This window comes from Candidatus Collinsella stercoripullorum (genome assembly GCF_027669965.1).
GTDB lineage: Bacteria > Actinomycetota > Coriobacteriia > Coriobacteriales > Coriobacteriaceae > Collinsella > Collinsella stercoripullorum.
On sequence record NZ_JAQECM010000040.1, the window covers coordinates 1 to 22,903 of the forward strand.

A 22,903-nucleotide genomic window follows, 5' to 3' on the forward strand; every position below is an offset into this window, starting at 1 on the left:
CGCGGCGGAGCCGGTCGAGGTGACGGTGCGCCGCCCGTGGCCGAGCGACACCCTGACCCCGCGCCCGAACCCGGTGGCCGAGCGGGCGCGGCGGCCCCCCAGGCGGTCGACGGCCCCGGCGAGGACGAAGAACAGCGCGCAGCCCGCGACCGACACGGCGGCGGTGAGCGCGAGCAGGCCCGCCCCGAGCGGGGCGATGGAGAAGAACGCGGGGAACAGCGCGATGCCGCCGACGAGGCCGGCGACCACAGCGGCGAAGAGCGCGGCGCGCAGGCGGGTGAACGGCCAGCTGATCCGCCAGATGAGGCAGCAGCCCACCGACGCGGTCGCGATGAGGCACATCGTCGAGAGCTCCCGCTCGCCCAGCCCCGCCGCATGGGCGGCGAGCATGCACAGCGAGCACCCGACGAGCACCGCCGCCGACGCGGGGCACGCGCGCCTCAGCACGTTGGTGAGGAACCTCCCCTGGACGCGCGCGCGGTTGGGCTCGAGCGCCAGGACGAAGCTCGGGAAGCCGATGCAGAAGAAGTTGATGAGGGTCATCGTGATGGGCTGGAACGGATAGGGCGGCCAGAAGATGCACAGGGCCGCGAGGCCCATGGAGAACAGGGTCTTGGTGAGGAAGAGCGCCGCGGAGCGCTGGAGGTTGTTGATGGAGCGGCGGCCCTCGGCGACGACGGCGGGCATGGAGGCGAAGTCGTTGTCGACGAGCACGATCTCGGCCACGTTGCGCGCGGCGTCCGACCCCGCCGCCATCGCGACCGAGCAGTCCGCCTCCTTCAGCGCGAGGACGTCGTTCACGCCGTCGCCCGTCATGGCGACCGTGTGGCCGCGCGCCTTGAGCGCCACGACCAGGTCGCGCTTCTGCTGGGGCGTGACGCGCCCGAAGACGCGGTAGCGGTCGATGGCGGCCTCGATCTTGGCGGGCGTGTCGAGGGTCGTGGCGTCCACGAAGGCCTCCGCCCCCGGGATGCCCACGACGCGGGCGATGGAGGAGACGGTGCGCGGGTCGTCGCCCGAGATGACGTTCAGGGTGACGCCCTGGTTCGTGAAGTAGCGCACGGTCTCGGCGGCCGACGGGCGGATCTCGTCGCGGATCGCGACGAGCCCCAGCGGCTCGGCCGCGCCCGCCATCGATCCGTCCTCGGTGAAGCCCGGGACCCGGGCGACCACGAGCACGCGGCAGGTGTCGGCGAGCGCGTCCACGGCGTCGGAGATCCGCGCGAAGCGGTCGGGCGCCAGGACGAACTGCGCGGCGCCCATGACGTAGGAGCCCTGCGCGAACGTGGCCCCGCTCCATTTCTTGGAGGACGAGAACGGCACGACCGTGAGCGCCTTGGCCTGCTCGCAGGGGCGCGCGGAGTAATGGGACAGCAGCGCGCGGCACGTCTCGTTGGCGTCCGCGGCGGTCGCGCGGGCGATCCCGCACAGCGCGAAGTCGACCTCGCGCCCGTAGGCGGCGTCGGCGTCCTCGAGCGGGACCGCGCGCCCGTCCGCATCGAAGGCGTAGGCGCCGGCCACCTCCATGCGCCCCGAGGTGATGGTGCCCGTCTTGTCGAGGCACAGGACGTCGACGCGCGCGAGGGTCTCGATGCAGTAGAGCTGCTGGGCGAGCACGCGGCGGCGCGCGAGGCGGAAGGTGGCGATGGCGAGGACCGAGGAGGTCAGCAGCACGAGGCCCTGCGGGATCATGCCCAGAAGGGCCCCCACGGTCGACAGGATGGCCGCCGAGACGTCCGACCACGCGGCGTCCCCGGACAGCAGCCAGGCGAAGACGGACTGCCGGGTGCCGGCGGCCGCGTAGGACTCGTAGGCGCTCGAGAGGAACAGGGCGATGCCGAGCGGCAGCATGATGGCGCTCGCGAACCGGACGATCGAGTCGAGCGCCCGCATGATCTCGGAGTTGACCTTCTTGACGTACTTCGCCTCGTTGTTGATGCGGGCGACGTAGTTGTCCGCGCCCACGTGCTCGACCCGCGCGCAGACGACGCCGGAGTCGACGAAGCTGCCGCTCATGAGCTTGGATCCCGGGAGCTTGCGGATCAGGTCGCTCTCGCCGGTGAGGAGGCTCTCGTTGACGAGCGCCTCGCCGGAGACCACCTCCGCGTCGGCGGGGATCTGGTCGCCGCGCGCGAGGCGCACGAGGTCGCCCAGGACGATCTGGTCAAGGTCGATCTCGGTCTCGGCCCCCTCGCGGATCACGGTCGCGCGCTTGCTCACGAGCAGGGTGAGGCGGTCGACCATGCGCTTGGAGCGCAGGGCCTGGAAGATGCCGATGCCGGTGTTCAGCAGGACGATCGCGAGGAAGGTGAGGTTCTTGAAGGAGCCGGTCGCGATGACGAGGGCGGCGAGCACGACGTTGATGAGGTTGAACAGCGTGCAGACGTTCTCGGCCACGAGCTCGCGGACCGACTTGGTCTTGAGCTCCATGTTGACGTTGACCTGCCCCGCCTCGATGCGCTCGCGCACCTCGTCGAGGGTGAGGCCGTCGAGGCGCGCGTCGGGCGCGGCGGAGGTTCGGTCGGATGAGCGGTCGCGGTCGTCCATGGCGCTCCCCCGGTTCTCGTGGTGGCTCGCATATGAAAAGAGAACCGGCCCCTGGCGGGTGCACGGTTCTCCGTCTCATCGGTGGTGCCCCATGTCGGATTCGAACCAACGGCCTTCTGCTCCGGAGGCAGACGCTCTGATCCCCTGAGCTAATGGGGCGCAACGGAGAACGATTATAGCGGTATGCGCCGGCGCGCGCCACCGTTCACAAAATCGACCCGAACGCCCCCGCGGGAGGCCGCGGGGTTACAACTTCGCCACCTTACCTCCCCCGCCCCGCTCCCCCGCGTCTTTGGTATACACTGCTTCCTTACCCGAACACACGACACGCCGCGGCCGGACGCCGCGAGGGAGGCACCATGATCGCGATACTGCGCAAGACCGCATCTGACGAGGCCGTCGGCCACCTCGTTTCCTGGATCGAGGGCAAGGGGCTGCAGACCGACGTCAGCTACGGCGAGAACGAGATCGTGATCGGCCTTGTGGGCGACACCACGCGCATCGACCCCTTCCTGCTCGAGTCGATGGACATCGTCGAGCGCGTGCAGCGCGTCTCGGAGCCCTTCAAGAAGGCCAACCGCAAGTTCCACCCCGCCGACACGGTGGTCGACTGCGGGCACGGCGTGCGGATCGGCGGCGGCGCCTTCCAGGTGATCGCCGGGCCGTGCTCGGTCGAGGGCGACAACCTCATCGCCATCGCGCGCCGCGTGAAGGCCGCCGGCGCCACCATGCTGCGCGGGGGCGCGTTCAAGCCCCGCACCTCCCCGTACGCCTACCAGGGGATGGGGGCCGCCGGCCTCGACCTGCTGCGCGAGGCGTCCGAGGAGCTCGACATGCCCATCGTGACCGAGGTCATGGACCCGCGCGACGTGGGCCTGTTCGTGGACAAGGGCATCGACGTCATGCAGGTCGGCGCCCGCAACGCCCAGAACTTCAGCCTGCTCAAGGAGGTCGGCAAGACCCAGGTCCCCGTGCTGCTCAAGCGCGGCATGTCCGGGACCATCGACGAGCTGCTCATGGCGGCGGAGTACATCATGAGCGAGGGGAACCCCAACGTGATCCTGTGCGAGCGCGGCATCCGCACCTTCGAGACGCGCACGCGCAACACCTTCGACCTGAACGCCGTCCCCGTCCTGCACCACCTCTCCCACCTCCCGGTGGTGGCCGACCCGAGCCACGCCACCGGGTACACCCGCTACGTCGAGCCCATGGCGCTCGCCGCCTGCGCGGCAGGTGCCGACGGCCTCGAGATCGAGGTCCACGACCGCCCCGAGCGCGCCTGGTCCGACGGCGCCCAGGCCCTCACCCCCGACCAGTTCGACCGGACGATGGAGCGCATCCGCGCCATCCGCTCCGTGATCGCGGCGGACGGCGAGTAGCCGTGGCCGGCGAACGTGACGGCATGACCGTCGGCATCCTCGGGCTCGGGCTCATCGGGGGCAGCTTCGCCCGCGCCTTCCGCGCCGCGGGCGCGGAGGTCCTCGCCTACGACACGGATCCGGACGTCCTCGCGGCGGCGATGGTCGAGACCGTCGCGGGCGAGCTCGACGACGCCTCCGTGGGCCGCTGCGACCTCATCGTGCTCGCCGCCTACCCGGCGGCGTGCGTGTCGTGGCTGCGCGACCACGCCGAGCTGCTCGGTTCGTGCTCCGACGTCGCGGCCGGGACCGGCCCGGTCGTCATCGACACCGCGGGCGTCAAGGGCCCGGTTTGCGGCGAGGCCTTCGCCCTGGCCGCCGAGCACGGGTTCGCCTTCGTGGGGGCCCATCCCATGGCGGGCGCGGAGAACTCGGGGTTCGCCTTCGCGCGCCCCGACCTGTTCCGCGGAGCGCCCATTGTCCTCACGCCCCCGCCCTCAGACGACATAGCGCGGCTGCTTCTGCTCGACCGCGTGAACACCCTGCTCGCCCCGGCGGGCTTCGGGTCCATGAGCGTGACCGACCCCGCCGAGCACGACCGCGTCATCGCCTTCACAAGCCAGCTCGCCCACGTGGTCTCCAACGCCTACGTCAAGAGCCCCACCGCCCGCTCCCATCACGGCTTCTCGGCGGGGAGCTACCGCGACCTCACGCGCGTCGCGCATCTGAACGCCCCCATGTGGGCCGAGCTCATGATGGACGACGCGGAGAACCTGTCGCGCGAGATCGGCTGGCTCGTCGACGCGCTGCGCGCCTACCGCGACGCGCTCGACGCGGGCGACCGCGACCGGCTCCGCATGCTGCTCGCGGAGGGCGACCGCATCAAGCGCTCCCTCGACGACGAGCGCGACGGCGAGTAAGGAGGAACCGTGTACACCCTCGATGTCGATGCCTCGACCCCCTACCGCGTCCATATCGGCACCTTCCTGCTCGAGCGCGTGGGCGCCATCGCGCGCGAGGCCGCCGGGGGGCGGCGCGCCGTGATCGTGACCGATTCGAACGTCGGCCCGCTCTACGCGGCCCCCGTCAAGACGGGGCTCGAGGAGGCGGGATACGAGACGGGGGTCTTCACCTTCGAGGCGGGCGAGCGCAGCAAGCGCGCGCAGACCTACATCTCCATCCTCGAGTTCCTCGCCTCGCGCGAGCTCACCCGCACCGACGTGGTGGTGGCGCTCGGGGGCGGCGTGGTGGGCGACGTCGCCGGCTTCGCCGCCGCGACCTACATGCGCGGCTGCCGGCTGGTCCAGGTGCCCACGAGCCTGCTGGCCATGGTCGACTCCTCGGTCGGCGGGAAGACCGCGATCGACCTCGAAGCGGGGAAGAACCTCGCGGGCGCCTTCTGGCAGCCGAGCGCCGTCGTCGCGGACGTGGGCTGCCTGGCGACGCTCGAGCCCGCTCAGTTCGCCGACGGCTGCGGCGAGGTCGTGAAGCACGCCGCGATCGCCGACGCGGACCTGTTCGCCGAGCTCGAGCGCACGCCGCTCACCCTCGACCTGCTCATGCGCGACGTCGAGCGCACCGCGCTGCTCATCGCCCGCAACATCGACATCAAGCGCGCGGTCGTGGCCGCCGACGAGCGCGAGTCCGGCGTGCGGAAGCTGCTGAACTTCGGCCACAGCATCGGCCACGCCGTGGAGGCCTGCGACCGCTACCGCACCGGGCACGGGACCTGCGTGGCGATCGGCATGGTCGCCATCGCGCGCGCCGCCGCGGCGCGCGGCGCGTGCCCGGCCGAGGTCCCCGCGCGCATCGAGGCGCTCGCCGCCGCCCATGGGCTCGCCACCCGCACCGACCGCGGCGCGGACGAGCTGTTCGCCGCCGCCCTGCACGACAAGAAGCGCACCGGGGACGACATCGACCTGGTGATACCCCATAGAATCGGCGCGTGCTCGATCGAGCGCGTCCCCCTGACCGAGTTCCGCGCCCTGATCGGCGACGGACTGGACGAGAACGGAGATGAGCCCGAATGCTAGCCCGCATCACACCCCGGCCGCTGTCCGGCAGCGTGCCCGCCATCGCCTCGAAGTCCATGGCGCACCGCATGATCATCGCCGCCGCGCTCTCGAGTGGCACCACGCACGTCGTCTGCAACACCACCTGCGCCGACATCGACGCCACCGTGCGCTGCCTCACGGCGCTCGGCGCGCGCATCGCCCGGGTCGACGACGGGTTCGAGGTGCACCCGGTCCCCAAGAGCGTGGAGCTCGGGATCCTCAAGGCGTTCCAGGGCGCCGAGCTCGACGCCGGGGAGTCCGGGAGCACCCTGCGGTTCATGCTGCCCGTCGCCTGCGCCCTCGGCGCGGGCGCCACCTTCGTCGGCGCGGGGCGCCTGGGGTCGCGCCCGCTCTCCCCGCTCACCGACGAGCTCGAGGCCGCCGGCTGCGATATCGAGGGGGACGGCCTGCCGCTCACCGCCCGCGGGCGCCTGCGTCCGGGGCGCTTCGTGCTGCCCGGTTCGGTGAGCTCCCAGTTCATCTCCGGGCTGCTGCTCGCCTTCCCGCTGCTCCCCGGCCCGAGCGAGATCGAGGTCCACGGGCGCATCGAGAGCCGCCCCTACATCAACCTCACCGTCCAGGCACTCAAGGCCTTCGGCGTGGACGTCGCGATCGAGCGCGGCGTCGCGGCGGACGGCATCGACGAGGTCACCCGGTTCCGCGCCGGCGGCCGGCCCTACCGCACCCCGGGCGAGGTGACCGTCGAGGGCGACTGGTCCAACGCCGCCTTCTGGCTCTGCGCCGGGGCCCTCGGCTCCCAGCCCGTCACCGTGCGCGGCGTGTCCCTCACCTCCGCCCAGGGCGACCGCAACGTGCTTGCCGCGCTCTCGCGCTTCGGCGCGCGCACGCAGCGCGCCTCGGACGCGGCGACCGTGCAGCCCGACCGCCTGCACGCCTTCTCGATGAGCGCGCAGGACATCCCGGACCTCGTCCCGGTCATCTCCGCGGTCGCCTCCTGCTGCGAGGGCACGACGGTCATCCGCGACTGCGCGCGCCTGCGCATCAAGGAGTCCGACCGCCTGGCGACGACGGCCTCGGAGCTCAACGCACTGGGCGCGCAGGTCGAGATCGACCGCGACAGCCTGGTTGTCCACGGCGTCGGGCGCCTCGCCGGCGGCACGGTGGACGCGCACAACGACCACCGCATCGCGATGATGGCAGCCGTCGCGGCGGTCCGCTGCGACGGGCCCGTCGAGATCCGCGGCGCGGAGGCGGTGGCCAAGTCCTATCCGTCGTTCTTCGACCATTACCGCGCGCTCGGCGGCCTCGTCGAGCTCTCCGGGGAGTAGGGGCACCCATGGCATCGGTCTTCGGCAACGTCATCCACCTGTCGATCTTCGGGCAGTCCCACTCGCCCGCCATCGGCTGCTCCCTCGACGGGCTCCCCGCGGGCATCGAGCTCGACCTCGACGCCCTCCAGCGCTTCCTCGACCGCCGTGCGCCGGGCCGGTCGGACACGGCGACCATGCGCCGGGAGGCGGACGCCCCCGAGTTCGTCGCGGGCGTCACCGACGGGCGCACCGACGGCGCGCCGCTCGCCGCGATCATCCGCAACGCGGACACCCGCTCGGGAGACTACGCCGGGCTGCGCCGGGTTCCCCGCCCCGGGCACGCCGACTTCCCCGCGCGCATCAAGTACCGCAACATGCACGACGTCGCCGGCGGCGGGCACTTCTCCGGCCGCCTCACCGCACCGCTGTGCGTCGCCGGCGGCATCGCCCTTCAGGCGCTCGAGGGCTGCGGCGTCCGCGTCGCCGCCCACATCGCCAACCTCGGCCCGGAGGGCATCCCCGACGAGCCGCTGAACCCGATGGAGGCCGACCCCGGGCAGCTGGCCGCCATCGCCTCACACGAGCTGCCCTGCATCGACGCCGACGCGGCCTCCCGCATGCGGGAGGCGATCCTTTCCGCCCGCTCCGAGCTCGACAGCATCGGCGGGGTCGTCGAGTGCGCCGCCTACGGCATGCCCGCGGGCGTCGGCGACCCGATGTTCGACGGCATCGAGAACCGCATCGCGCGGATCGCGTTCGGGATCCCCGCGGTGAAGGGCGTCGACTTCGGCGCGGGCTTCGGCGCCGCGTACCTCAAGGGCAGCGAGAACAACGACGCCTACCGCATGGTCGGCGGCGCCGTCCGCACCGAGACCAACCGCGCCGGCGGCATCCTGGGCGGGATCACGACGGGCGCGCCCGTCGTCTGGCAGATGGCCGTCAAGCCGACGCCTTCGATCGGGCACGTGCAGAGAAGCGTCGACATGGACGAGGGCGCGGACACGGAGCTCACCGTCCGCGGGCGCCACGACCCCTGCATCGTCCCGCGCGCGGTGCCCGTGGCCGAGGCCGCCTGCGCGCTCGCCCTGCTCGACGCCCTGCTGGAGGACGGGCGATTCCAGGAGCTGTACCGCGCCCCCGAGCGGGGCGAGAACACGACCCGACCGCTACCTTAGGGGGACCGCGATGGACCTGACCGATATCCGCGCCCGCATCGACGAGATCGACGACGGCATCCTTTCGCTGTTCTGCGAGCGCATGGGCCTCGCGTCGGCCGTCGCCGAGGCGAAGCGGGGCAGCGGCCGCGCCGTGTTCGACCCCGCGCGCGAGCGCGACAAGCTCGCCCGCGCCGCCGCGGCGGTGCCCGGGGAGCTCGAGCCCTATGTGACGAGCCTGTTCTCCCTGCTCATGAGCATGAACAAGGCCGAGCAGCAGAAGGTCATGCGCGCCGGCGACCCCGAGGCCCCCTCGGCCGTCGCCCGCGCCTCCTACCTCGACGTCGACTCCCCCTTCCCCACGACCGCCACGGTGGCGTGCCAGGGGGTCGAGGGGGCGTACAGCCAGATCGCCGCGTGCCGGCTGTTCCGCGTGCCGAGCATCACGTACTTCAGCACCTTCGAGGGCGTCTTCCGCGCCGTGCGCGACGGGTTCTGCGACTACGGCGTGGTACCGATCGAGAACTCCTCGGCGGGCTCCGTGAACGCCGTGTACGACCTGCTCGCGCAGTACCGCTTCTCCATCGTCCGGTCGCTGCGCCTGAAGATCGACCACCAGCTGCTCGCCAAGCCCGGGACCCGGCTCGCCGACATCACCGAGGTCCACTCCCATGAGCAGGCGGTGGCGCAGTGCGCCGGCTTCCTCGAGCGCCTGGGCTGCCGGGTGCGCGTCGCGCCCAACACCGCCATGGCGGCGGAGCTCGTCGCGCGAAGCGACCGGCGCGACGTCGCGGCGCTCTCCTCGCGCGCCTGCGCGGGCCTCTACGGCCTCGACGTCCTGGAGTCCGACGTCCAGGACACCGACCACAACTACACGCGCTTCATCGTCATCTCCTCGCAGCCGCAGGTCTTCCCCGGGGCGACCCGCACCTCCCTCATGCTGACGGTGAACCACGAGCCCGGCTCCCTGTACCGGGTCCTCGAGCGCTTCTACGCGCTGGACGTCAACCTCGTCAAGCTCGAGAGCCGTCCGATCCCCGGGCGCGACTTCGAGTTCATGTTCTACTTCGACCTCGACTGCCCCGCCGGGAGCCGACCGCTCGACGTGCTGCTCGACGCCCTCGACGACGTGTGCGAGCGCTGCACGTACTTCGGCACCTACACGGAGGTGGTCTAGTGAGCGCGAACCGGCCCTTCGGCCTGCTCGGCCGCACCCTCGGCCACAGCTACACCCCGCTCATCTACCGCGAGCTCGCAGGGCTCGACTACGTCCGCTTCGAGCGCGAGCCCGACGAGGTCGAGGCGTTCCTAGCCGGCGGCGCGTGGGAGGGCGTGAACGTCACCATCCCCTACAAGCGTACGGTCATGGCCTATCTGGACGAGCTGAGCGACGTCGCCGAGCGGCTCGGCAACGTGAACACCATCGTCCGCCTGCCCGACGGGCGCCTGCGGGGCGACAACACCGATTACTTCGGCTTCCGCTTCCTGCTCGACTCGACCGGCGCCGAGGTCCGCGGCAAGACCGCCCTCGTGCTCGGCGGGAGCGGCGGGGCGGGCTCGACCGTCATGCGGGTCCTCGCCGACGCCGGGGCGGACCCCGTCTCCGTGGGCCGCACGGGCGCCGTCACGTACCGGGACCTCCCGCGCTACGCCGACGCGGCGCTTCTGGTCAACTGCACGCCCGTGGGCATGTACCCCTCCTGCCCCGCGGCCCCCTGCACCCTCGACGGCCTCGACGGGCTCGAGGCCGTCATCGACATCGTCTACAACCCCGCGCGCACGGCGCTCATGATGGAGGCCGAGCGGCGCGGTATCCCGTGCGCGGGCGGCCTCGCCATGCTCGTCGCCCAGGCCGCCCAGGCCGTCGAGCGCTACACCGGGCAGGCGGTGGACGCCGGGCGCATCGCGTCCGTCACGGCGGCCCTGTCCGCGACCGAGCAGAACATCGCCCTGATCGGGATGCCGGGCTCGGGTAAGACGCGGGTCGGGGCCGCCCTCGCCCGCCTCCTCGGGCGCGAGCACGTCGACGCCGACCACGTCCTCGCCGCGCAGCTGGGCGAGTCATGCGCCTCCTTCATCGAGCGCGAGGGCGAGGACGCCTTCCGCATCCGGGAGACCGCCTGCCTGGCGGAGCTCTCCCGCCGCTCGGGCATCGTGCTCTCGTGCGGAGGGGGCGTGGTCACGCGGGAGGGAAACTACCCGCTCCTGCACCAGAACAGCCTGATCGTCATGCTCGACCGCCCGCTCGGCGAGCTCTCCAGCAAGGGAAGGCCCCTGTCCGCCCGGGACGGCGTGGAGAAGCTCGCCGCGGAGCGGATGGGCCGCTACCGCGCCTGGGCGGACATCGTCGTCGCGTCGCGCGAGAGCGCCCGGGCGACCGCCTCCGCCGTCGCCGCGCAGCTGCCCGCCATGATCGCGGCTCCGCACCCGTCGGAGCCCTAGATAGGAGGAACCATGAAGGCCCTGGTCGTCAACGGCCCCAACCTCAACATGCTCGGCATCCGTGAACCGGATATCTACGGCCGCCGGACCTACGACGACCTCGTCTCGCTGTGCCGGGACGCCGGGGGGCAGGCGGGGTTCGACGAGGTCGAGGTCGTGCAGTCCAACCACGAGGGGGACCTCATCGACATGATCCAGCACGCGTACGGACGCTACGACGGGATCGTCATCAACCCCGCGGCGTACACGCACACGAGCGTGGGGCTGCTCGACGCGCTCAAGGCGGTCAGCCTCCCCGCGGTCGAGGTCCACATCTCCGAGGTCGACGCGCGCGAGGCCTTCCGCCAGGTGTCGTATGTGCGCGGCGCCTGCTTCGCGACGGTGACCGGCGAGGGCCTCGAGGGCTACGCCCACGCCCTGAGGCTGCTCGCCGCCCGCCTGTCCGCCCGCTAGGCCGCACGGGCCGCCGCATCCGGGGCGGCGTACGGCGGGGTCCGGGAAGGTTCGAGCGATACGGGGAAACGGGGATCATGGAGGGAACGGGCGCATTCGGCCGCGCCGCGCGCACGGGCCGCGACGTAGGCGCGCGCATCGCGGGCGCGCTGAGCTCCGGAGCGCTCTACACCCTCCTGTTCGCGACCATCACGGCCCTGTTCGGCTCCGCCTACACCCTCGTCATCTCCCCGGTCATCGTCATCTTCCGCACGCGCCGCAACGCGGTCATCCCCCTCGAGCTCCTCCCCCGCGTCGCCGTCTCCCTGATCGCGTTGAACGCGCTGGCCCACCTGGCGACGACGGGGGCGGGATGGTGCGTCGCCCTGAACGCCGCCGTCCCCTTCCTCCTCGCGCTCACGCGATGGCTGAAGGGGCGCGCGCCGCACCCCGAGCGCGACCTCGACGAGGGCCTCGAGACCCTCGCGCAGGTGCTCGACCGCATCGCCGAGGGCGAGGGCGCCGAGTCGCTCGCCTCCGAGGCGACCGCGCTGGAGCGCGCCTTCGACCGGCTGTGCTACCGCGCCCGCGGGCTCGTGCGCGCGCCGGACGGCGTCGCCATGCGCTACTACCTCTACGCGACGCTGTTCCAGCGGGCCGTCTACCTCCTTGACGACGCCTCGTGGCAGCGCGGGGACGAGCGCGCCCCCGACCCGTCGTCCTTCCACGACCTGGCCGCGCTCGTGCGCCAGGTGCGCGCCGCGCGGACGCCCGAGGAGCACGCCGTGATCAGACGGTGCCTCCAGATGCTGCTCGACCTGGTCGAGATGCCCGAGGGGCGCGTGAGGATCTTCTTCCGCAGCATGCTCCACACCCTCATGCTCATCGTATCCGACGAGCCCGCGCGGGGCCGGCGGCTCGCCGCCGCGGGCATGGCGCCGGCGCGCGAGGTCCTGCGGTCAGTGCTCGACCTCATCGACCCGGACGCCGCGCAGTTCCGCTTCGCGACGCGGCTCGCCGCGGTGATGGCGACCACCTCGACTATCAGCCTGCTGTGGGGGTTCGAGCACGTGTACTGGCTGCCCCTCAACGCCTTCCTCCTCCTCATGCCGAGCTACGAGGAGAGCGCCCACCGCATGCGCACGCGCCCGGTGGGGACCGCGCTCGGATGCATCCTGGTGTTCGCTTGCGGCCACGTGGTCCAGGGGACCCTCGCCGTCTACGCCTTCTGCATGGTCATGATCCTGTTCGTCTACGCCTGCACCCCCGGGAGCTGGCAGCAGGCCGTGTTCTCGAGCTCGTTCGCGCTCATGATGGCCTCGCTGACCATCGGCGAGGCGACGGCCATGGCGCTCCGCCTGCTGTTCGTGCTGCTGGCGGTCGCGATCGTGCTCGTGGTGAACCGGTTCGTCCTGCCCTCCCGCCGCGAGCGCATCTACGAGGGCAACAAGCGGCAGCTCATGAGGATCGAGGACGCGTACTGGGACCTCGTGGCGGCCAGCGTGGTGCGCCATGTGCCGCTTCACCGGTCGGGCGAGATGCTCTCCGCGTTCCATCTGGTGTACGAGGAGGCCTACGCCTACGCGCAGGGACTCGACGACGCGGCGGAGCGCTCGCGCGAGACGGGGCGCCTCGTGGTGCTGTGGCACATGTTCTCGGAGGTGGAGCAGGTCGAGTACCTCGTGCAGTCCGGTGAGCTGCCCGAAGGGGACCTCGCGCTCGTGCGGACGCTCGCCATGCGCCTCAAGGGGCGGCCGGCGGTCTCGTCGACCTCCCATGCCACCGTGGCCCTGATCGACGAGGTGGCCTCCGACGACCTGCGCTACGCGCTGCACCGCTACGTGGAGAACGGCCGGCGCCTGGCGTCATGAGGCGGAAGCGGGCAGGCCGCCGCCCGGCCTGCCGTCAGGCGCCCTACAGGCGGCCCGCCTCGGCGAGCATCTGACGGGCGTGGTCGAGCGAGGCCCGGGCGGTGTCGCCGGAGAGCATGCGCGCGACCTCCGCCACGCGCGCGTCGCCGGACACCTGGTGCAGGGTCGTCCGCGGCATCTCGCCGTCGAGCTTCTCGACGACGTAGTGGCGCTCCCCCATCACCGCGACCTGGGCGAGATGGGTGACGACGATCACCTGGTGCGTCCGCGCGAGGTCGGCGAGGACGAGGGCGAGGGCCCGGGCGACCGAGCCGCCGACGCCCGCATCGACCTCGTCGAAGACGAGCGTGTCGACGCCGTCCGCCTCCCCGAGGACGACCTTGGAGGCGAGCATCACGCGCGAGAGCTCGCCGCCCGAGGCGATCCGGCGCAGCGGCCGCGGGGTCATCCCCGGCCCGCTGCGGTAGAGCAGCTCGCAGGAGCGCGGGCCGGCGTCGGTCCACGCGCTGCGGGGGAGCTCCCGGCTCTCCCACACGAGCTCGGCGCGGCCCATCTCGAGGCGCGCCATCTGCTTGCCCACCTCGCGGCAGAACCGAGGGGCCGCGGCATCGCGCGCCCGGGTGAGGGCGCGGGCGGCACCGCGGAGCTCGTCCTCCGCGCGCTCGCGCGCCTCCCGGGCCGCGCGCATGCGCGCCTCCGCGTCGTCGACGAGCGAGAGCAGCTCGCGCGCCTCGTCGCGGCGCGCGAAGACGTCCTCCATCCGCGGGCCGAACCGGCGCATGAGCCCCTTGAGGTCCGCATGGCGCTGCTGGGCGGCGGCGAGGCGGGCGGGGTCGTACTCGACGCCGTCGCGGTACCTGCGCAGCTCGGAGGCCGCGTCCTCGATGGTGATGGCCGCCGAGGAGAGCTCGTCGGCGAACTCGGAGAGGCGCGCGTCGACCGCGCCCATGCGCGCGAGCTCGGAGATGGCGGCGTTCAGGCCGTCGAGCGCTCCCCCCTCGTCGGAGAGGGCGGCCTCCGCGTCGTTGGCGCATACGGCGAGCGCCTCGGCGTGCTCGGCGCGCGGCAGGCTCTCCTCGAGCTCCTCGAGCTCCCCGGGTTTCGGATCCGCCTCCTCGATGCGCTCGAGCGCGAAGCGCGCCTCCTCGATCCTGGCCCCCTGGGTGCGCGCGGCCTCCTCGACGCGGGCGAGCTCGCGCTCGGCCGCGCGCGCGGCGCGCAGCGCCCCACGGTAGGCCTCGAGCGCGGCGGAGACCGTCGGTCCCGCCCACGCGTCGACCATCCCCACATGGGACGCGGGGTCCAGCAGGCGCTGATGCTCATGCTGGCCGCACAGGTCGATCTGGGAGCCGACGCGCTCGGAGAGCTCGCGGACGCTGGCGAGCGCGCCGTCGATGCGCACGCGGCTGCGCCCGTCGGCCGAGACGCGGCGGGACACGACCGTGCCCTCCGTGTCGTGCGGCCCGGCGAACACGCGGCCCTCGACGACGGCGGCCGCCTCCCCCTCGCGGACCATGGCGGAGTCGGCGCGCTCGCCCATGAGCAGCTTGCAGGCGGACAGCAGGGCGGTCTTGCCCGCCCCCGTCTCGCCGGTGAGGACGGTCAGCCCCGCGCAGGGTTCCAGCTCCGCCTCGCCGATCAGGGCGAGGTTCTCGACGCGGATGTCATCGATCATGGCCGCGCACCCCGTAGAAGACCCTGGAGACCGAGTTGTAGAAACTCTCGGGACCGTAGTCGAGCAGAAGCACGTCGGCGTCCCCGCGCCGGGCGACGACGCGCTCGATGCGGCCCGCGCAGGTGACGAACTGGCCGTCGACGGAGATCGCGGGATCCGAGGGGCGGTCGTGCGAGACGGCGATCTCCACCGCGTCGGCCGGGGAGGTCAGGAAGGCCCGCGCCTGGATCGTATGGGCGGCGATGGGCACGAACACGAGGCCGGTGAACTCGGGGCTGACGATGGGCCCGCCGGCCGACAGGGCGTAGCCCGTCGACCCCGTGGCCGTCGAGACCACCACGCCGTCGCCGCGCAACCGGTCGATATGGTGGCCGGACACCGAGACGTCGAACTCGACCATCTCGGAGAGCGGGCCGCGGGTGAGCGCCATGTCGTTCAGGCCGCAGGCGCGCACGGTCTCAACCGCGCCGTCCTCGGAGACGGCGGTGACCTCGCAGTCGAGCGTCGCGCGGCGGCTGACGTGCATCTCGCCGGCCAGCGCGTCGGCGACCACCCCGAGGATGTCGCGCTCAGCGGGGCTCGCCGCGGTGAGGAAGCCCAGATGGCCGTAGGACAGCCCGAGGATGGGAATCTCGCGGGAGCCCACGATCCGGGCGGCGCGCAGCAGCGTGCCGTCCCCGCCCAGCGAGATCACCAGCCCGCTGCCGTCGACGACGTCGTCGGGCGCGGTCTCGATCAGGGAGCGCGGGTCGCGCGCCCAGGCGACCTCGTAGCCCTGGCGGGTGAGCCAGAGCTCCAGGGTGAGGCCGCTTTGGACGGCCTCATCGTTCTGATAGTTGGGGACGAGGAAGATCTTCATAGCGTCTTCGACCTTTCGACCAGCCGTTCCACCTGGCTCCCGAGCGCCTCGGGACCCTCCCGCCCGGCCAGTGCCCGGTCACCGAGCAGGAAGAACTCGCGGTTGCCCTTCGCCCCCGTGATGGGGGACGCGCAGAGGTCGACGGGATACAGCCCGGACTCGGCGAACAGGGCGATGGCATGCTCGAGGACGCGGGCGTGGACCGCGGGGTCGCGGACCACGCCGCCGGCGCCCACCTCGTCGGGCGCCGCCTCGAACTGGGGCTTCACAAGGGTGAGGAACCTGCCCCGATCACCGAGCAGCTCCATGACGGCGGGCAGAATCACGCCGATGCCGGTGAACGAGACGTCGCAGACGGCGAGGTCGAAGGCGCCGGAGAACCCCTGCGCGGGCACGTCGACGATGTTGGTGCGCTCGAGCAGCGTGACCCGCGGGTCGCGGCGCAGGCTCCAGGCGAACTGCGCGCGCCCGACGTCCACCGCGACGACGCGGGCCGCGCCGCGCTGGAGGAGGCAGTCGGTGAAGCCGCCGGTCGAGCACCCGATATCGATGCACGTGAGGCCCGTGGGGTCCACGCCGAACGCGTCGAGCGCGCCCGCGAGCTTGAGCCCGCCGCGGCCGACGTACGGGATCCTCCCCTTCACATGGATCGAGGCGCCGGGCTCGATGCGCGCAGCCGGCGACTCGAGCCGCCCCCCGCCGCACGAGACGAGCCCCGCCATGCACAGGCGCAGGGCCTCGTCGCGGTCCGCGGCAAGGCCCTGGGCGATGAGCTCGTCGTCCACGCGCCCGCGACGCATGGCTACGCGGTCTCCCCGTCCGGTTCAGACCCGGCTGCGGGCTCCTGCTCCCCTCCGGCGGCCTCGACAGAGGCGTCCTCATCCATCCGGGCGGCGAGCTCGTCCTCCTCGCGCGGGGTGAGCTCGAAGGCGTCGACCATGTCGACGGCCTTGGAGCCGAGCGCGATCGCCTCGTCGAACAGGTCGAGGCTGCGCTCCAGGGAGGTGTCCTTGGAGCGCACGGTGGAGATGATCTCGTCGAGCCGCGCGGTGATGTCGTCGAAGTTGTGGACGGTGGACTCGGCCATGGGGCTACTCCGCGTCCTCGGTCGCGCCGTCAGCGGGTGCGGGCTCCGGTGCCGCCTCGGGCTGACCGGGAAGCGCGGAGGAACGGGAGATGCGGCCGAGCACGCCGTTGACGAAGCGCGCGGAGCGGTCGGTGCCGTATGCCTTGGCGATCTCGACCGCCTCGTTGATGATGATGGGGTCCGAGAGCGACGGGTCGCCCAGCAGGCGCATCTCGTACACGGCGATGCGCAGCAGGTTGCGGTCGGCGCTCGGCATGCGGTAGAGGCTCCAGTTGTCCGACACCGCGTGCAGGGCGTCGTCGATGGCGTCGAGATGGGCGTAGCAGCCGCGGGCGAGCGCGACGGCGTAGGGGTCGAGCGGCCCCTTGGACAACAGGTAGTCGCCCTCGAGGATGTCGTTCACCGGGAGGTCGCGCGCCTCGGCCTGGAACAGGATCTGGAGGGCCTGGGAGCGGGCGAGCGTGCGCCCGCGCTCAACTTTCAAACTCAAGAGCTACTCCTTGGGGAAGACGAGCCCGTCGATGCAGACGTCGACCGCGCTGACGCCGACGCCGACCTGGCCGTCGACGGCCTTGACCACCGCGGCGCGCACCGCCTCGGCGAGCTTTTTGAACGGATAGCCGAAGAACACGGTCACGCGGACGGTGATGTGCAGGCGGTCGCCCTCGACCTCGGCCTCGATGGGAGGCAGCGAGGAGGCGGAGGGCTTGGCAGAGAACATCGACACCAGGTTGGTTGCCAGGTCGCGCACGCCCACCGACGCGATGCCCTCGACCTCCTCGACGGAGCGGGAGATGATGATGGAAAGCACCTCGGGAGCGATGGCGAGGCCGTCGATCCGGATCTCTGAAGACATGTTCTCACCCATTTCCTTTGGATCAGGTCTGGAGGTACGGCTCGGGTCACCGAACCAGTCTACACGATACCCCAACCGCGCGGCCGTGCGCGCGCGACATCGGCGCACGACGAAAAAAGGGCGGGACCCGAAAGCCCCGCCCTGTGCGCGAACCCGGTCGCAAGACGGCTAGACGCGGGAGACGAACTTCCCGTCGCGGGTGTCGACCTTGATCTTCTCGCCGACGTTGAGGTACATCGGGACCTGGACGGTGGCGCCGGTCTCGATGACGGCGGGCTTGGTGCCGCCCTGGACGGTGTCGCCCTTGAAGCCGGGGTCGGTCTCGGTGACCTCGACCTCGATGAACATCGGCGGGTTCACGCCCATGAGCTCGTCGTCGGCGTAGAGCAGCTGGCAGACGTCGTTCTCCTTGAGCCACTTGGAGTTGTCACCGATGAAGTCCACGGGCACGGGGACCTGGTCGTAGGTCTCCATGTTCATGAAGTAGTAGTGGTCGCCGTCGTTGTAGAGGTACTGCATCTCGGTGGTGGTCAGCGTCACGCTCTCGAACTTGGTGCCGGCGTTGCAGGTGTTCTCGACGACGCGGCCGGTCTTGATGTCCTTGGTCTTGTAGCGGACGAAGGCGCCGCCCTTGCCCGGCTTGACGTGCTGGAACTCGACGATGGTGCAGACCTTGTCCTTGATGCGGAGGCCGAGGCCGTTCTTGAAATCGGCGGTGGTGATCGATGCCATGGAGAAGCCTTTCTCACTCGATGCAGGTAACTGTGACAGTATACGACGGAAGGGGGGCCTGCGCAAAACGCGCACGCGCCGCGCGGGCCCGCATGAGGGGCGTCGCCTAAGGATCAGCAGTCGACGACCTGGAGCTCGTGGGGGCTGCGGGTGAACGGCTCGAAGCCCTCCTCCGTGACCAGGCCGTAGTCCTCCAGGCGCACGCCGCCCACCCCGGGCAGGTAGACGCCCGGCTCGATGGTGATGACGGAGCCGGCCTCGACGATGTTGCTGCGGCGGCCGAAGTTGGGCAGCTCGTGGATCTCGATGCCGACGCCGTGGCCGAGGCCGTGGCCGTAGAAGTCGCCGTAGCCCGCATCGGAGATGATCTTCACCGACAGGTTGTGGATGTCGGAGCCGTCGACGCCCGCGTGAACCGCGGCGGCGCACTCCTCGTGCGTGCGCCGGACGAGGTCGTAGATCGCGCGCTGCTCATCGGAGGGCGCGCCCATGACCACGGTGCGGGTCATATCGGAGTCGTAGTCCCGGTACCGCGCGCCGTAGTCCATGAGCACCAGGTCGCCGCGCTCGATGACGCGGTCGCTCGGGACGGCATGGGGGTTCGCGGTGTTGGGGCCCGAGGCGACGATGGAGTCGAAGGCGAGCCCGTCGGCACCGTGGTCGTACATGAAGGTCTCGAGCTCGGTGCGGACCTGCTTCTCCGTGAGGCCGGGGCGCAGGAAGGAGAGCATGTGCTCGAAGGCGGCGTCGGTGATGGCCTGCGCGGAGCGCATGAGCTCGACCTCCTCGGCGTCCTTCACCGCGCGCATGCGGCGGATGTCGCCGTGCATCTGCGGGAGGGCCGCCGCGATGGAGCGGTCCTCGAGGCCGCGGACGATGCCCTGGTAGAACGACAGCTGCATGTCGTCCTCGATCGCGACCGTGCGGCTCGCCGTCTCGAGCGCGCGCTGGGCGACCCAGCCGGGGATGTCGAAGCCGTCCATATCGACCTGCCAGGGATGCCCCTCGGGCAGCCGCTCGGCGAAGGTGTTGAAGTAGCGCGAGTCCGTGTGCAGGAAGCACGCGTCCTCGGTGATGAAGGCGGCGTGCGGGAACTCGAAGGTGTAGTCGAACACCCCGGTCGCCCCGGTGAGCCAGCGCAGGTTCGCCTCGTCGCGGATGACGACGGCGTCGTAGCCGCGCTCGGACATGAGGGCGCGCAGCCGCGCGATGCGGCCCGCGGGCCCGTGAACGGTATCGGTCATAGCCCGGTCCTTTCCGTGTTCCGATGGTCTAGGTCGTGCGAACACGATTCTAGCGCTCCCGGCGCGCGCCGTCAGTTCCCGGCGCCCGTCTCGGCGAGCAGCTCCGCGCGCGAGGCCAGGAAGGCCTCGGCATGGCGCGCGAGCACCTCGTCGTCGACGGACGAGAGGCGGATCGTGCCGGGGCGCTTGGGGAGCGACAGCATGAAGCGGTTGGAGCGCAGGAAGCGGTCCGCCTTGAGCGCGGAGACGAAGCGGTCGGCGTCGAGCTCGAAGGGCACCTCCTCGACCCCCAGGTCCTCGAGGCGGTCGTCCTGCTCGAAGATGACGTCGACGTCGAGGTCGCAGACGTCGTGCCCGAGCCGGGCCTCGAAGCGCATGCCCTCGGCGAGCAGGCGGTACCAGGGGACGCCCGGCCCCAGGCAGGCGGCGAGGGCGCGAGCCGTCGAGGCGCCGTAGCCGAGCGCGGTGCGCGCCGAGGGGCTGGCGGAGCGAATGGCCCCGGCGCGCGCCCCCTGGGTCTTGCAGAGTGCCCCGGTGAAGGCGACCGCGTCCCCGGCCACCATGCCCTCGATGCGCTCGGGGAACTGGTCCCACGCGCGGCGGCTCTCGGCGAGCGCGGTCCCGAGCATGGTGACGTAGCCCGCCCCGAGCTCCTCGACCGGCCGGCCGAGGACGCGGGTGAGGTCGCAGACGACCATGTCCCAGCGCGGGCGCGCCGACACCACCTCGTCCACCCCCCCGACCGACAGCGGGCGCATGGCGGTCGTCAGGGTGCACATGGCGTCGAGGGTCTGCGGGATCGCCGCGCAGGACATGCCGTCGCACCACAGGCCGGCGGCGAGCGAGACGACCGAGCACAGGCGCACGCCGCCCACGGCGACCACGAGGTCGTCGGCGGTGAGGCCGCGCTCCGCGAAGGCCGCGAGCAGACGGCCCGCGGCGTCGAAGCCCTCGAGCCCCCCGTCGTCGGCGGCCTCGTAGCGGAAGACCTCGAACCCGATGTCGACGAGCGCGCGCCGCACGGCGTCATCGGTTGTTTGCTCGGATGAGCCGTCGAGGGCGACGAGCGCGCGCTTGGGGGCGCCCACCACGTTCTTCAGGATCCGGGGCAGATCGTCCATCACCGAATCCCCGACCCGGTAGTCGGTGCAGGTGGTCCCGAAGTTGACGAGCTGACGGCGGACGGTCATAGCAAACCACGCTCCAAAAGCATCTCGGCGCACAGATAGGAGACATCCTTGAAGCTCCTGCCGCGGATGTCGACGGTCAGGTCGGCGGCCTGCTCGTACAGGGGCCGACGGTGGGCGAGCAGACGCTCGGCGTGCTCGGCGGAGCGGAAGTCGGGGCGCGTGTCCCGGCGGCGTATCTGCCGCAGGGAGTCGCCGATATCGCATTCGAGGTAGACGCAGTAGCCCATCTCGCGCATGAGGACGATGTTCTCGGGGGTCTCGACGATGCCCCCGCCGCAGGAGACCAGCAGGCTGCGCTCCTGGGACAGCGACGCGAGCGCCTCGGTCTCGAGCTCGCGGAACCGCGGCTCGCCCTCGCGCTCGAAGATGCGGGTGACGCTCAGGCCGCGCCGCCGCTCGACCATGCGGTCGGTGTCGACGTAGCGCCGGTTGAACATCCTCCCGAGGTTGCGCGCGAGCGTGGACTTGCCCGCACCGAGGAACCCGATGAAGAAGATATGGTCGCTCCCCCGCTTCACGGAACCGGTCATCTCGCCCCTACTCCTCGCAGGGCACGCGACGCAGGGCCCTGCGCTCGAAGATGCGGAAGATGCGCGTGTACCACAGGTCGACATGGGTCTGGGGCTTGACGAGGATCGAATCGACCCCGGCGAGGTTGGCCGACCAGACGTCGGTGTAGAGCTGGTCGCCGATCAGCACGGCGGCCTCGCGGGCGACGCCCATGCGCGCGAGGGCGCGCGTGAGGGCGAACGGGAGCGGCTTGCAGGCGAAGCATATGCTGTCGAGCCCGAGCTCGGCGGCGGAGCGCTCCACCTGGTCGCGATGCCAGTTGTTGGAGACCATGTAGAGCTTGAAACCGAGCTCGCGGGCATGGTCGAGCCACGCGGCGACCGAATCGGGCGCGCAGGCGCGGTCGCGCGGCACGAGGGTGTTGTCGCGGTCGAGCATGATGGCGCGCTTGCCGGCGGCCCACAGGGCGTCGAGGTCGATGCGCTCGACACGGGAGACGTAGCGTTTCGGGGACAGGATGCTCATGACAGGGACTCCGCATAGGCCTGGCTGTCGCGTTCGAACTGGGCGTAGTCCGAGCTGAAGCGATGGGTGCCGTCTCCCTCGGGGGAGGCGACGTAGTACAGGTAGTCGGTCTCATCGGGGTTGAGCGCGGCCTCGATCGAGGAGACCGAGGGGCTGCAGATGGGCCCGGGTGTGAGGCCGAGGTTGGTGTAAACGTTGTAGGGGGAGTCGATCTCGAGGTCGGAATAGGTGACCGGGTCGCTGCCCCCGCCGCGGGCGTAGACGATCGCGGCGTCGATCTGGAGGTACATGCCGGCGTCGAGCCGGTTGTAGATCACGCTCGCGACGACCGGGCGCTCCTGCTCGACGGCCGTCTCGCGCTCGATAAGCGAGGCCATGGAGACGATCTGCTGGGCGGTGAGGCCATTCGTGCCCGATGCGAGGTCGAGCCCCTCAGTCTCCACCTCGAACTGGTCGAGCATGGCGCGGATGACGTCGTCGGCGGTCGCCCCCTCGGTGAAGGTGTAGGTCTTGGGGTACAGGTACCCCTCGAGGGAGTCGTCGTAGGCGCCCTCGACGAACGGGTAGTCGGCGGCGTAGTTGGACGCCTTCGCCTGCGCGAGGAACTCGTCAGCGGGTATGCCGAGGGCCTCCTCCACGCGCGCCGCCGTCTGGGCGACGGTGAGGCCTTCCTGGACGGTGAGCTGGTTGCCGGCGTTGGGGCCCTCGACGAGCTGGTTCACGACGTCCACGGGGTCCATGCCGGTGTAGAGCAGGTAGTCGCCCGGCTTGATGGACTGGGCCGCACCGAGCTGCTCGACGGCGGCGTAATAGTCCTGAGGACGGTCGATGACGTGGTTCTCGGAGAGGGTCTGGGCGATCTCGTCGCCCGAGGCGCCCTGGGCGACGGTGACGCGGACCTCCTGGCCGGCTTCGACGGCGGGGGCGAAGGCGCCCCCGACGAGGGCCCCGACGCGCGGCACCACGAGGACCGCGAGCACGACGGCGACCGCGACGGCGACGATGACGCCCGCGGCGACCGCCGCCGGCGAGGTGCGCTTGCGGGCGACGCGCGGCCTCACCGGGCGGACGGGTGCGGGCCGCGGCGTCGTGCGAT

At 71.5% G+C, this 22,903-nt stretch carries 22 protein-coding genes and 1 tRNA gene; 9 read left to right on the top strand and 14 right to left on the bottom strand.

Going from position 1 to position 22,903, the window contains the following annotated elements; translation table 11 throughout:
* Together PHA29_RS07940 and PHA29_RS07945 are read right to left on the bottom strand one after the other, a co-directional pair.
* A partial coding sequence (locus tag PHA29_RS07940; protein WP_270849064.1) for an HAD-IC family P-type ATPase occupies nucleotides 1–2,547 on the bottom strand: 2,547 nt, incomplete at its 3' end.
* An 82-nt stretch (nucleotides 2,548–2,629) separates the two neighbouring features.
* Nucleotides 2,630–2,706, bottom strand: a tRNA-Arg gene (locus PHA29_RS07945).
* A 200-nt stretch (nucleotides 2,707–2,906) separates the two neighbouring features.
* Between PHA29_RS07945 and aroF the strand changes: the two genes are divergently transcribed.
* The 9 genes from aroF (at nucleotide 2,907) to PHA29_RS07990 (ending at nucleotide 13,129) form a co-directional block, all read left to right on the top strand.
* Nucleotides 2,907–3,926 carry a 3-deoxy-7-phosphoheptulonate synthase gene (aroF, locus tag PHA29_RS07950; protein ID WP_270405158.1) on the top strand — a complete coding sequence of 340 codons (1,020 nt, stop codon included), beginning with the start codon at nucleotides 2,907–2,909 and terminating at the stop codon, nucleotides 3,924–3,926.
* A gap of 2 nt (nucleotides 3,927–3,928) precedes the next feature.
* On the top strand, nucleotides 3,929–4,825 hold the full coding sequence (locus PHA29_RS07955) for a prephenate dehydrogenase (protein WP_408612042.1): 897 nt from the start codon (nucleotides 3,929–3,931) through the stop codon (nucleotides 4,823–4,825).
* Nucleotides 4,826–4,834: 9 nt separating this feature from the next.
* Nucleotides 4,835–5,938, top strand: coding sequence for a 3-dehydroquinate synthase (gene aroB / locus PHA29_RS07960; RefSeq protein WP_270849069.1), 1,104 nt, complete (start codon nucleotides 4,835–4,837; stop codon nucleotides 5,936–5,938).
* On the top strand, nucleotides 5,932–7,248 hold the full coding sequence (aroA, locus tag PHA29_RS07965) for a 3-phosphoshikimate 1-carboxyvinyltransferase (protein ID WP_270574189.1): 1,317 nt from the start codon (nucleotides 5,932–5,934) through the stop codon (nucleotides 7,246–7,248). Before aroB ends, aroA begins: the two co-directional genes overlap by 7 nt.
* Nucleotides 7,249–7,256: 8 nt before the next feature.
* The gene (gene aroC / locus PHA29_RS07970; RefSeq protein WP_270849071.1) at nucleotides 7,257–8,405 is read left to right on the top strand and encodes a chorismate synthase; all 1,149 of its coding nucleotides are present in this window, start codon (nucleotides 7,257–7,259) and stop codon (nucleotides 8,403–8,405) included.
* 10 nt (nucleotides 8,406–8,415) lie between these two features.
* A complete protein-coding gene (locus tag PHA29_RS07975) occupies nucleotides 8,416–9,561 on the top strand; it encodes a bifunctional chorismate mutase/prephenate dehydratase (protein ID WP_270849073.1) in 1,146 nt (381 codons plus the stop codon).
* A complete protein-coding gene (locus PHA29_RS07980) occupies nucleotides 9,561–10,826 on the top strand; it encodes a shikimate kinase (RefSeq protein ID WP_270849075.1) in 1,266 nt (421 codons plus the stop codon). Before PHA29_RS07975 ends, PHA29_RS07980 begins: the two co-directional genes overlap by 1 nt.
* Nucleotides 10,827–10,838: 12 nt before the next feature.
* Entirely contained in the window at nucleotides 10,839–11,279 is a 441-nt protein-coding gene (gene aroQ / locus PHA29_RS07985; RefSeq protein ID WP_270849077.1) for a type II 3-dehydroquinate dehydratase, read from the top strand.
* A gap of 77 nt (nucleotides 11,280–11,356) precedes the next feature.
* Complete coding sequence (locus PHA29_RS07990) at nucleotides 11,357–13,129, top strand: FUSC family protein (RefSeq protein ID WP_270849079.1); 1,773 nt, start codon at nucleotides 11,357–11,359, stop codon at nucleotides 13,127–13,129.
* Nucleotides 13,130–13,172: 43 nt separating this feature from the next.
* Here the strand turns inward: PHA29_RS07990 and recN are convergent, their stop codons facing one another.
* The 12 genes from recN to mltG all read right to left on the bottom strand — a co-directional run.
* On the bottom strand, nucleotides 13,173–14,804 hold the full coding sequence (gene recN, locus PHA29_RS07995) for a DNA repair protein RecN (protein WP_270849081.1): 1,632 nt from the start codon (nucleotides 14,802–14,804) through the stop codon (nucleotides 13,173–13,175).
* On the bottom strand, nucleotides 14,794–15,663 hold the full coding sequence (locus PHA29_RS08000) for an NAD(+)/NADH kinase (RefSeq protein ID WP_270574183.1): 870 nt from the start codon (nucleotides 15,661–15,663) through the stop codon (nucleotides 14,794–14,796). Before PHA29_RS08000 ends, recN begins: the two co-directional genes overlap by 11 nt.
* Nucleotides 15,660–16,463, bottom strand: coding sequence for a TlyA family RNA methyltransferase (locus PHA29_RS08005; protein WP_270849083.1), 804 nt, complete (start codon nucleotides 16,461–16,463; stop codon nucleotides 15,660–15,662). The genes PHA29_RS08000 and PHA29_RS08005 overlap by 4 nt, the downstream gene beginning before the upstream one ends.
* Nucleotides 16,464–16,465: 2 nt before the next feature.
* Entirely contained in the window at nucleotides 16,466–16,750 is a 285-nt protein-coding gene (locus tag PHA29_RS08010; RefSeq protein WP_270405147.1) for an exodeoxyribonuclease VII small subunit, read from the bottom strand.
* Between the two features lie 4 nt (nucleotides 16,751–16,754).
* A complete protein-coding gene (gene nusB / locus PHA29_RS08015; protein ID WP_270405146.1) occupies nucleotides 16,755–17,240 on the bottom strand; it encodes a transcription antitermination factor NusB in 486 nt (161 codons plus the stop codon).
* Between the two features lie 3 nt (nucleotides 17,241–17,243).
* Nucleotides 17,244–17,606: an Asp23/Gls24 family envelope stress response protein gene (locus tag PHA29_RS08020; protein WP_270405145.1), complete on the bottom strand. Its 363-nt coding sequence runs from the start codon at nucleotides 17,604–17,606 to the stop codon at nucleotides 17,244–17,246.
* Nucleotides 17,607–17,774: 168 nt separating this feature from the next.
* Complete coding sequence (gene efp, locus PHA29_RS08025) at nucleotides 17,775–18,338, bottom strand: elongation factor P (RefSeq protein ID WP_270405144.1); 564 nt, start codon at nucleotides 18,336–18,338, stop codon at nucleotides 17,775–17,777.
* A gap of 113 nt (nucleotides 18,339–18,451) precedes the next feature.
* Nucleotides 18,452–19,582, bottom strand: a complete 1,131-nt coding sequence (locus PHA29_RS08030) for a M24 family metallopeptidase (protein ID WP_270849084.1) — start codon at nucleotides 19,580–19,582, stop codon at nucleotides 18,452–18,454.
* 71 nt (nucleotides 19,583–19,653) lie between these two features.
* Nucleotides 19,654–20,772, bottom strand: coding sequence for a hypothetical protein (locus tag PHA29_RS08035; RefSeq protein ID WP_270849085.1), 1,119 nt, complete (start codon nucleotides 20,770–20,772; stop codon nucleotides 19,654–19,656).
* On the bottom strand, nucleotides 20,769–21,302 hold the full coding sequence (locus tag PHA29_RS08040; protein ID WP_270405141.1) for a shikimate kinase: 534 nt from the start codon (nucleotides 21,300–21,302) through the stop codon (nucleotides 20,769–20,771). Before PHA29_RS08040 ends, PHA29_RS08035 begins: the two co-directional genes overlap by 4 nt.
* Nucleotides 21,303–21,309: 7 nt before the next feature.
* A complete protein-coding gene (locus PHA29_RS08045) occupies nucleotides 21,310–21,807 on the bottom strand; it encodes a YqeG family HAD IIIA-type phosphatase (RefSeq protein WP_270405140.1) in 498 nt (165 codons plus the stop codon).
* Nucleotides 21,804–22,903: endolytic transglycosylase MltG (gene mltG / locus PHA29_RS08050; RefSeq protein WP_333491385.1), on the bottom strand; the 1,100-nt coding region annotated here is incomplete at its 5' end. The genes PHA29_RS08045 and mltG, both read right to left, overlap by 4 nt.

Excerpts from the sequence above, each read along its gene's own strand:
- PHA29_RS08010 (WP_270405147.1), bottom strand. The coding sequence starts at position 16,750 with ATGGCCGAGTCCACCGTCCACAACTTCGACGACATCACCGCGCGGCTC.
- aroC (WP_270849071.1), top strand. The coding sequence starts at position 7,257 with ATGGCATCGGTCTTCGGCAACGTCATCCACCTGTCGATCTTCGGGCAG.
- PHA29_RS08035 (WP_270849085.1), bottom strand. The coding sequence starts at position 20,772 with ATGACCGTCCGCCGTCAGCTCGTCAACTTCGGGACCACCTGCACCGAC.
- PHA29_RS08040 (WP_270405141.1), bottom strand. The coding sequence starts at position 21,302 with ATGACCGGTTCCGTGAAGCGGGGGAGCGACCATATCTTCTTCATCGGG.
- aroA (WP_270574189.1), top strand. The coding sequence starts at position 5,932 with ATGCTAGCCCGCATCACACCCCGGCCGCTGTCCGGCAGCGTGCCCGCC.
- aroF (WP_270405158.1), top strand. The coding sequence starts at position 2,907 with ATGATCGCGATACTGCGCAAGACCGCATCTGACGAGGCCGTCGGCCAC.
- PHA29_RS08045 (WP_270405140.1), bottom strand. The coding sequence starts at position 21,807 with ATGAGCATCCTGTCCCCGAAACGCTACGTCTCCCGTGTCGAGCGCATC.
- aroQ (WP_270849077.1), top strand. The coding sequence starts at position 10,839 with ATGAAGGCCCTGGTCGTCAACGGCCCCAACCTCAACATGCTCGGCATC.
- PHA29_RS08000 (WP_270574183.1), bottom strand. The coding sequence starts at position 15,663 with ATGAAGATCTTCCTCGTCCCCAACTATCAGAACGATGAGGCCGTCCAA.
- PHA29_RS08030 (WP_270849084.1), bottom strand. The coding sequence starts at position 19,582 with ATGACCGATACCGTTCACGGGCCCGCGGGCCGCATCGCGCGGCTGCGC.
- PHA29_RS08020 (WP_270405145.1), bottom strand. The coding sequence starts at position 17,606 with ATGTCTTCAGAGATCCGGATCGACGGCCTCGCCATCGCTCCCGAGGTG.
- efp (WP_270405144.1), bottom strand. The coding sequence starts at position 18,338 with ATGGCATCGATCACCACCGCCGATTTCAAGAACGGCCTCGGCCTCCGC.
- PHA29_RS07975 (WP_270849073.1), top strand. The coding sequence starts at position 8,416 with ATGGACCTGACCGATATCCGCGCCCGCATCGACGAGATCGACGACGGC.
- PHA29_RS08005 (WP_270849083.1), bottom strand. The coding sequence starts at position 16,463 with ATGCGTCGCGGGCGCGTGGACGACGAGCTCATCGCCCAGGGCCTTGCC.
- recN (WP_270849081.1), bottom strand. The coding sequence starts at position 14,804 with ATGATCGATGACATCCGCGTCGAGAACCTCGCCCTGATCGGCGAGGCG.
- PHA29_RS07990 (WP_270849079.1), top strand. The coding sequence starts at position 11,357 with ATGGAGGGAACGGGCGCATTCGGCCGCGCCGCGCGCACGGGCCGCGAC.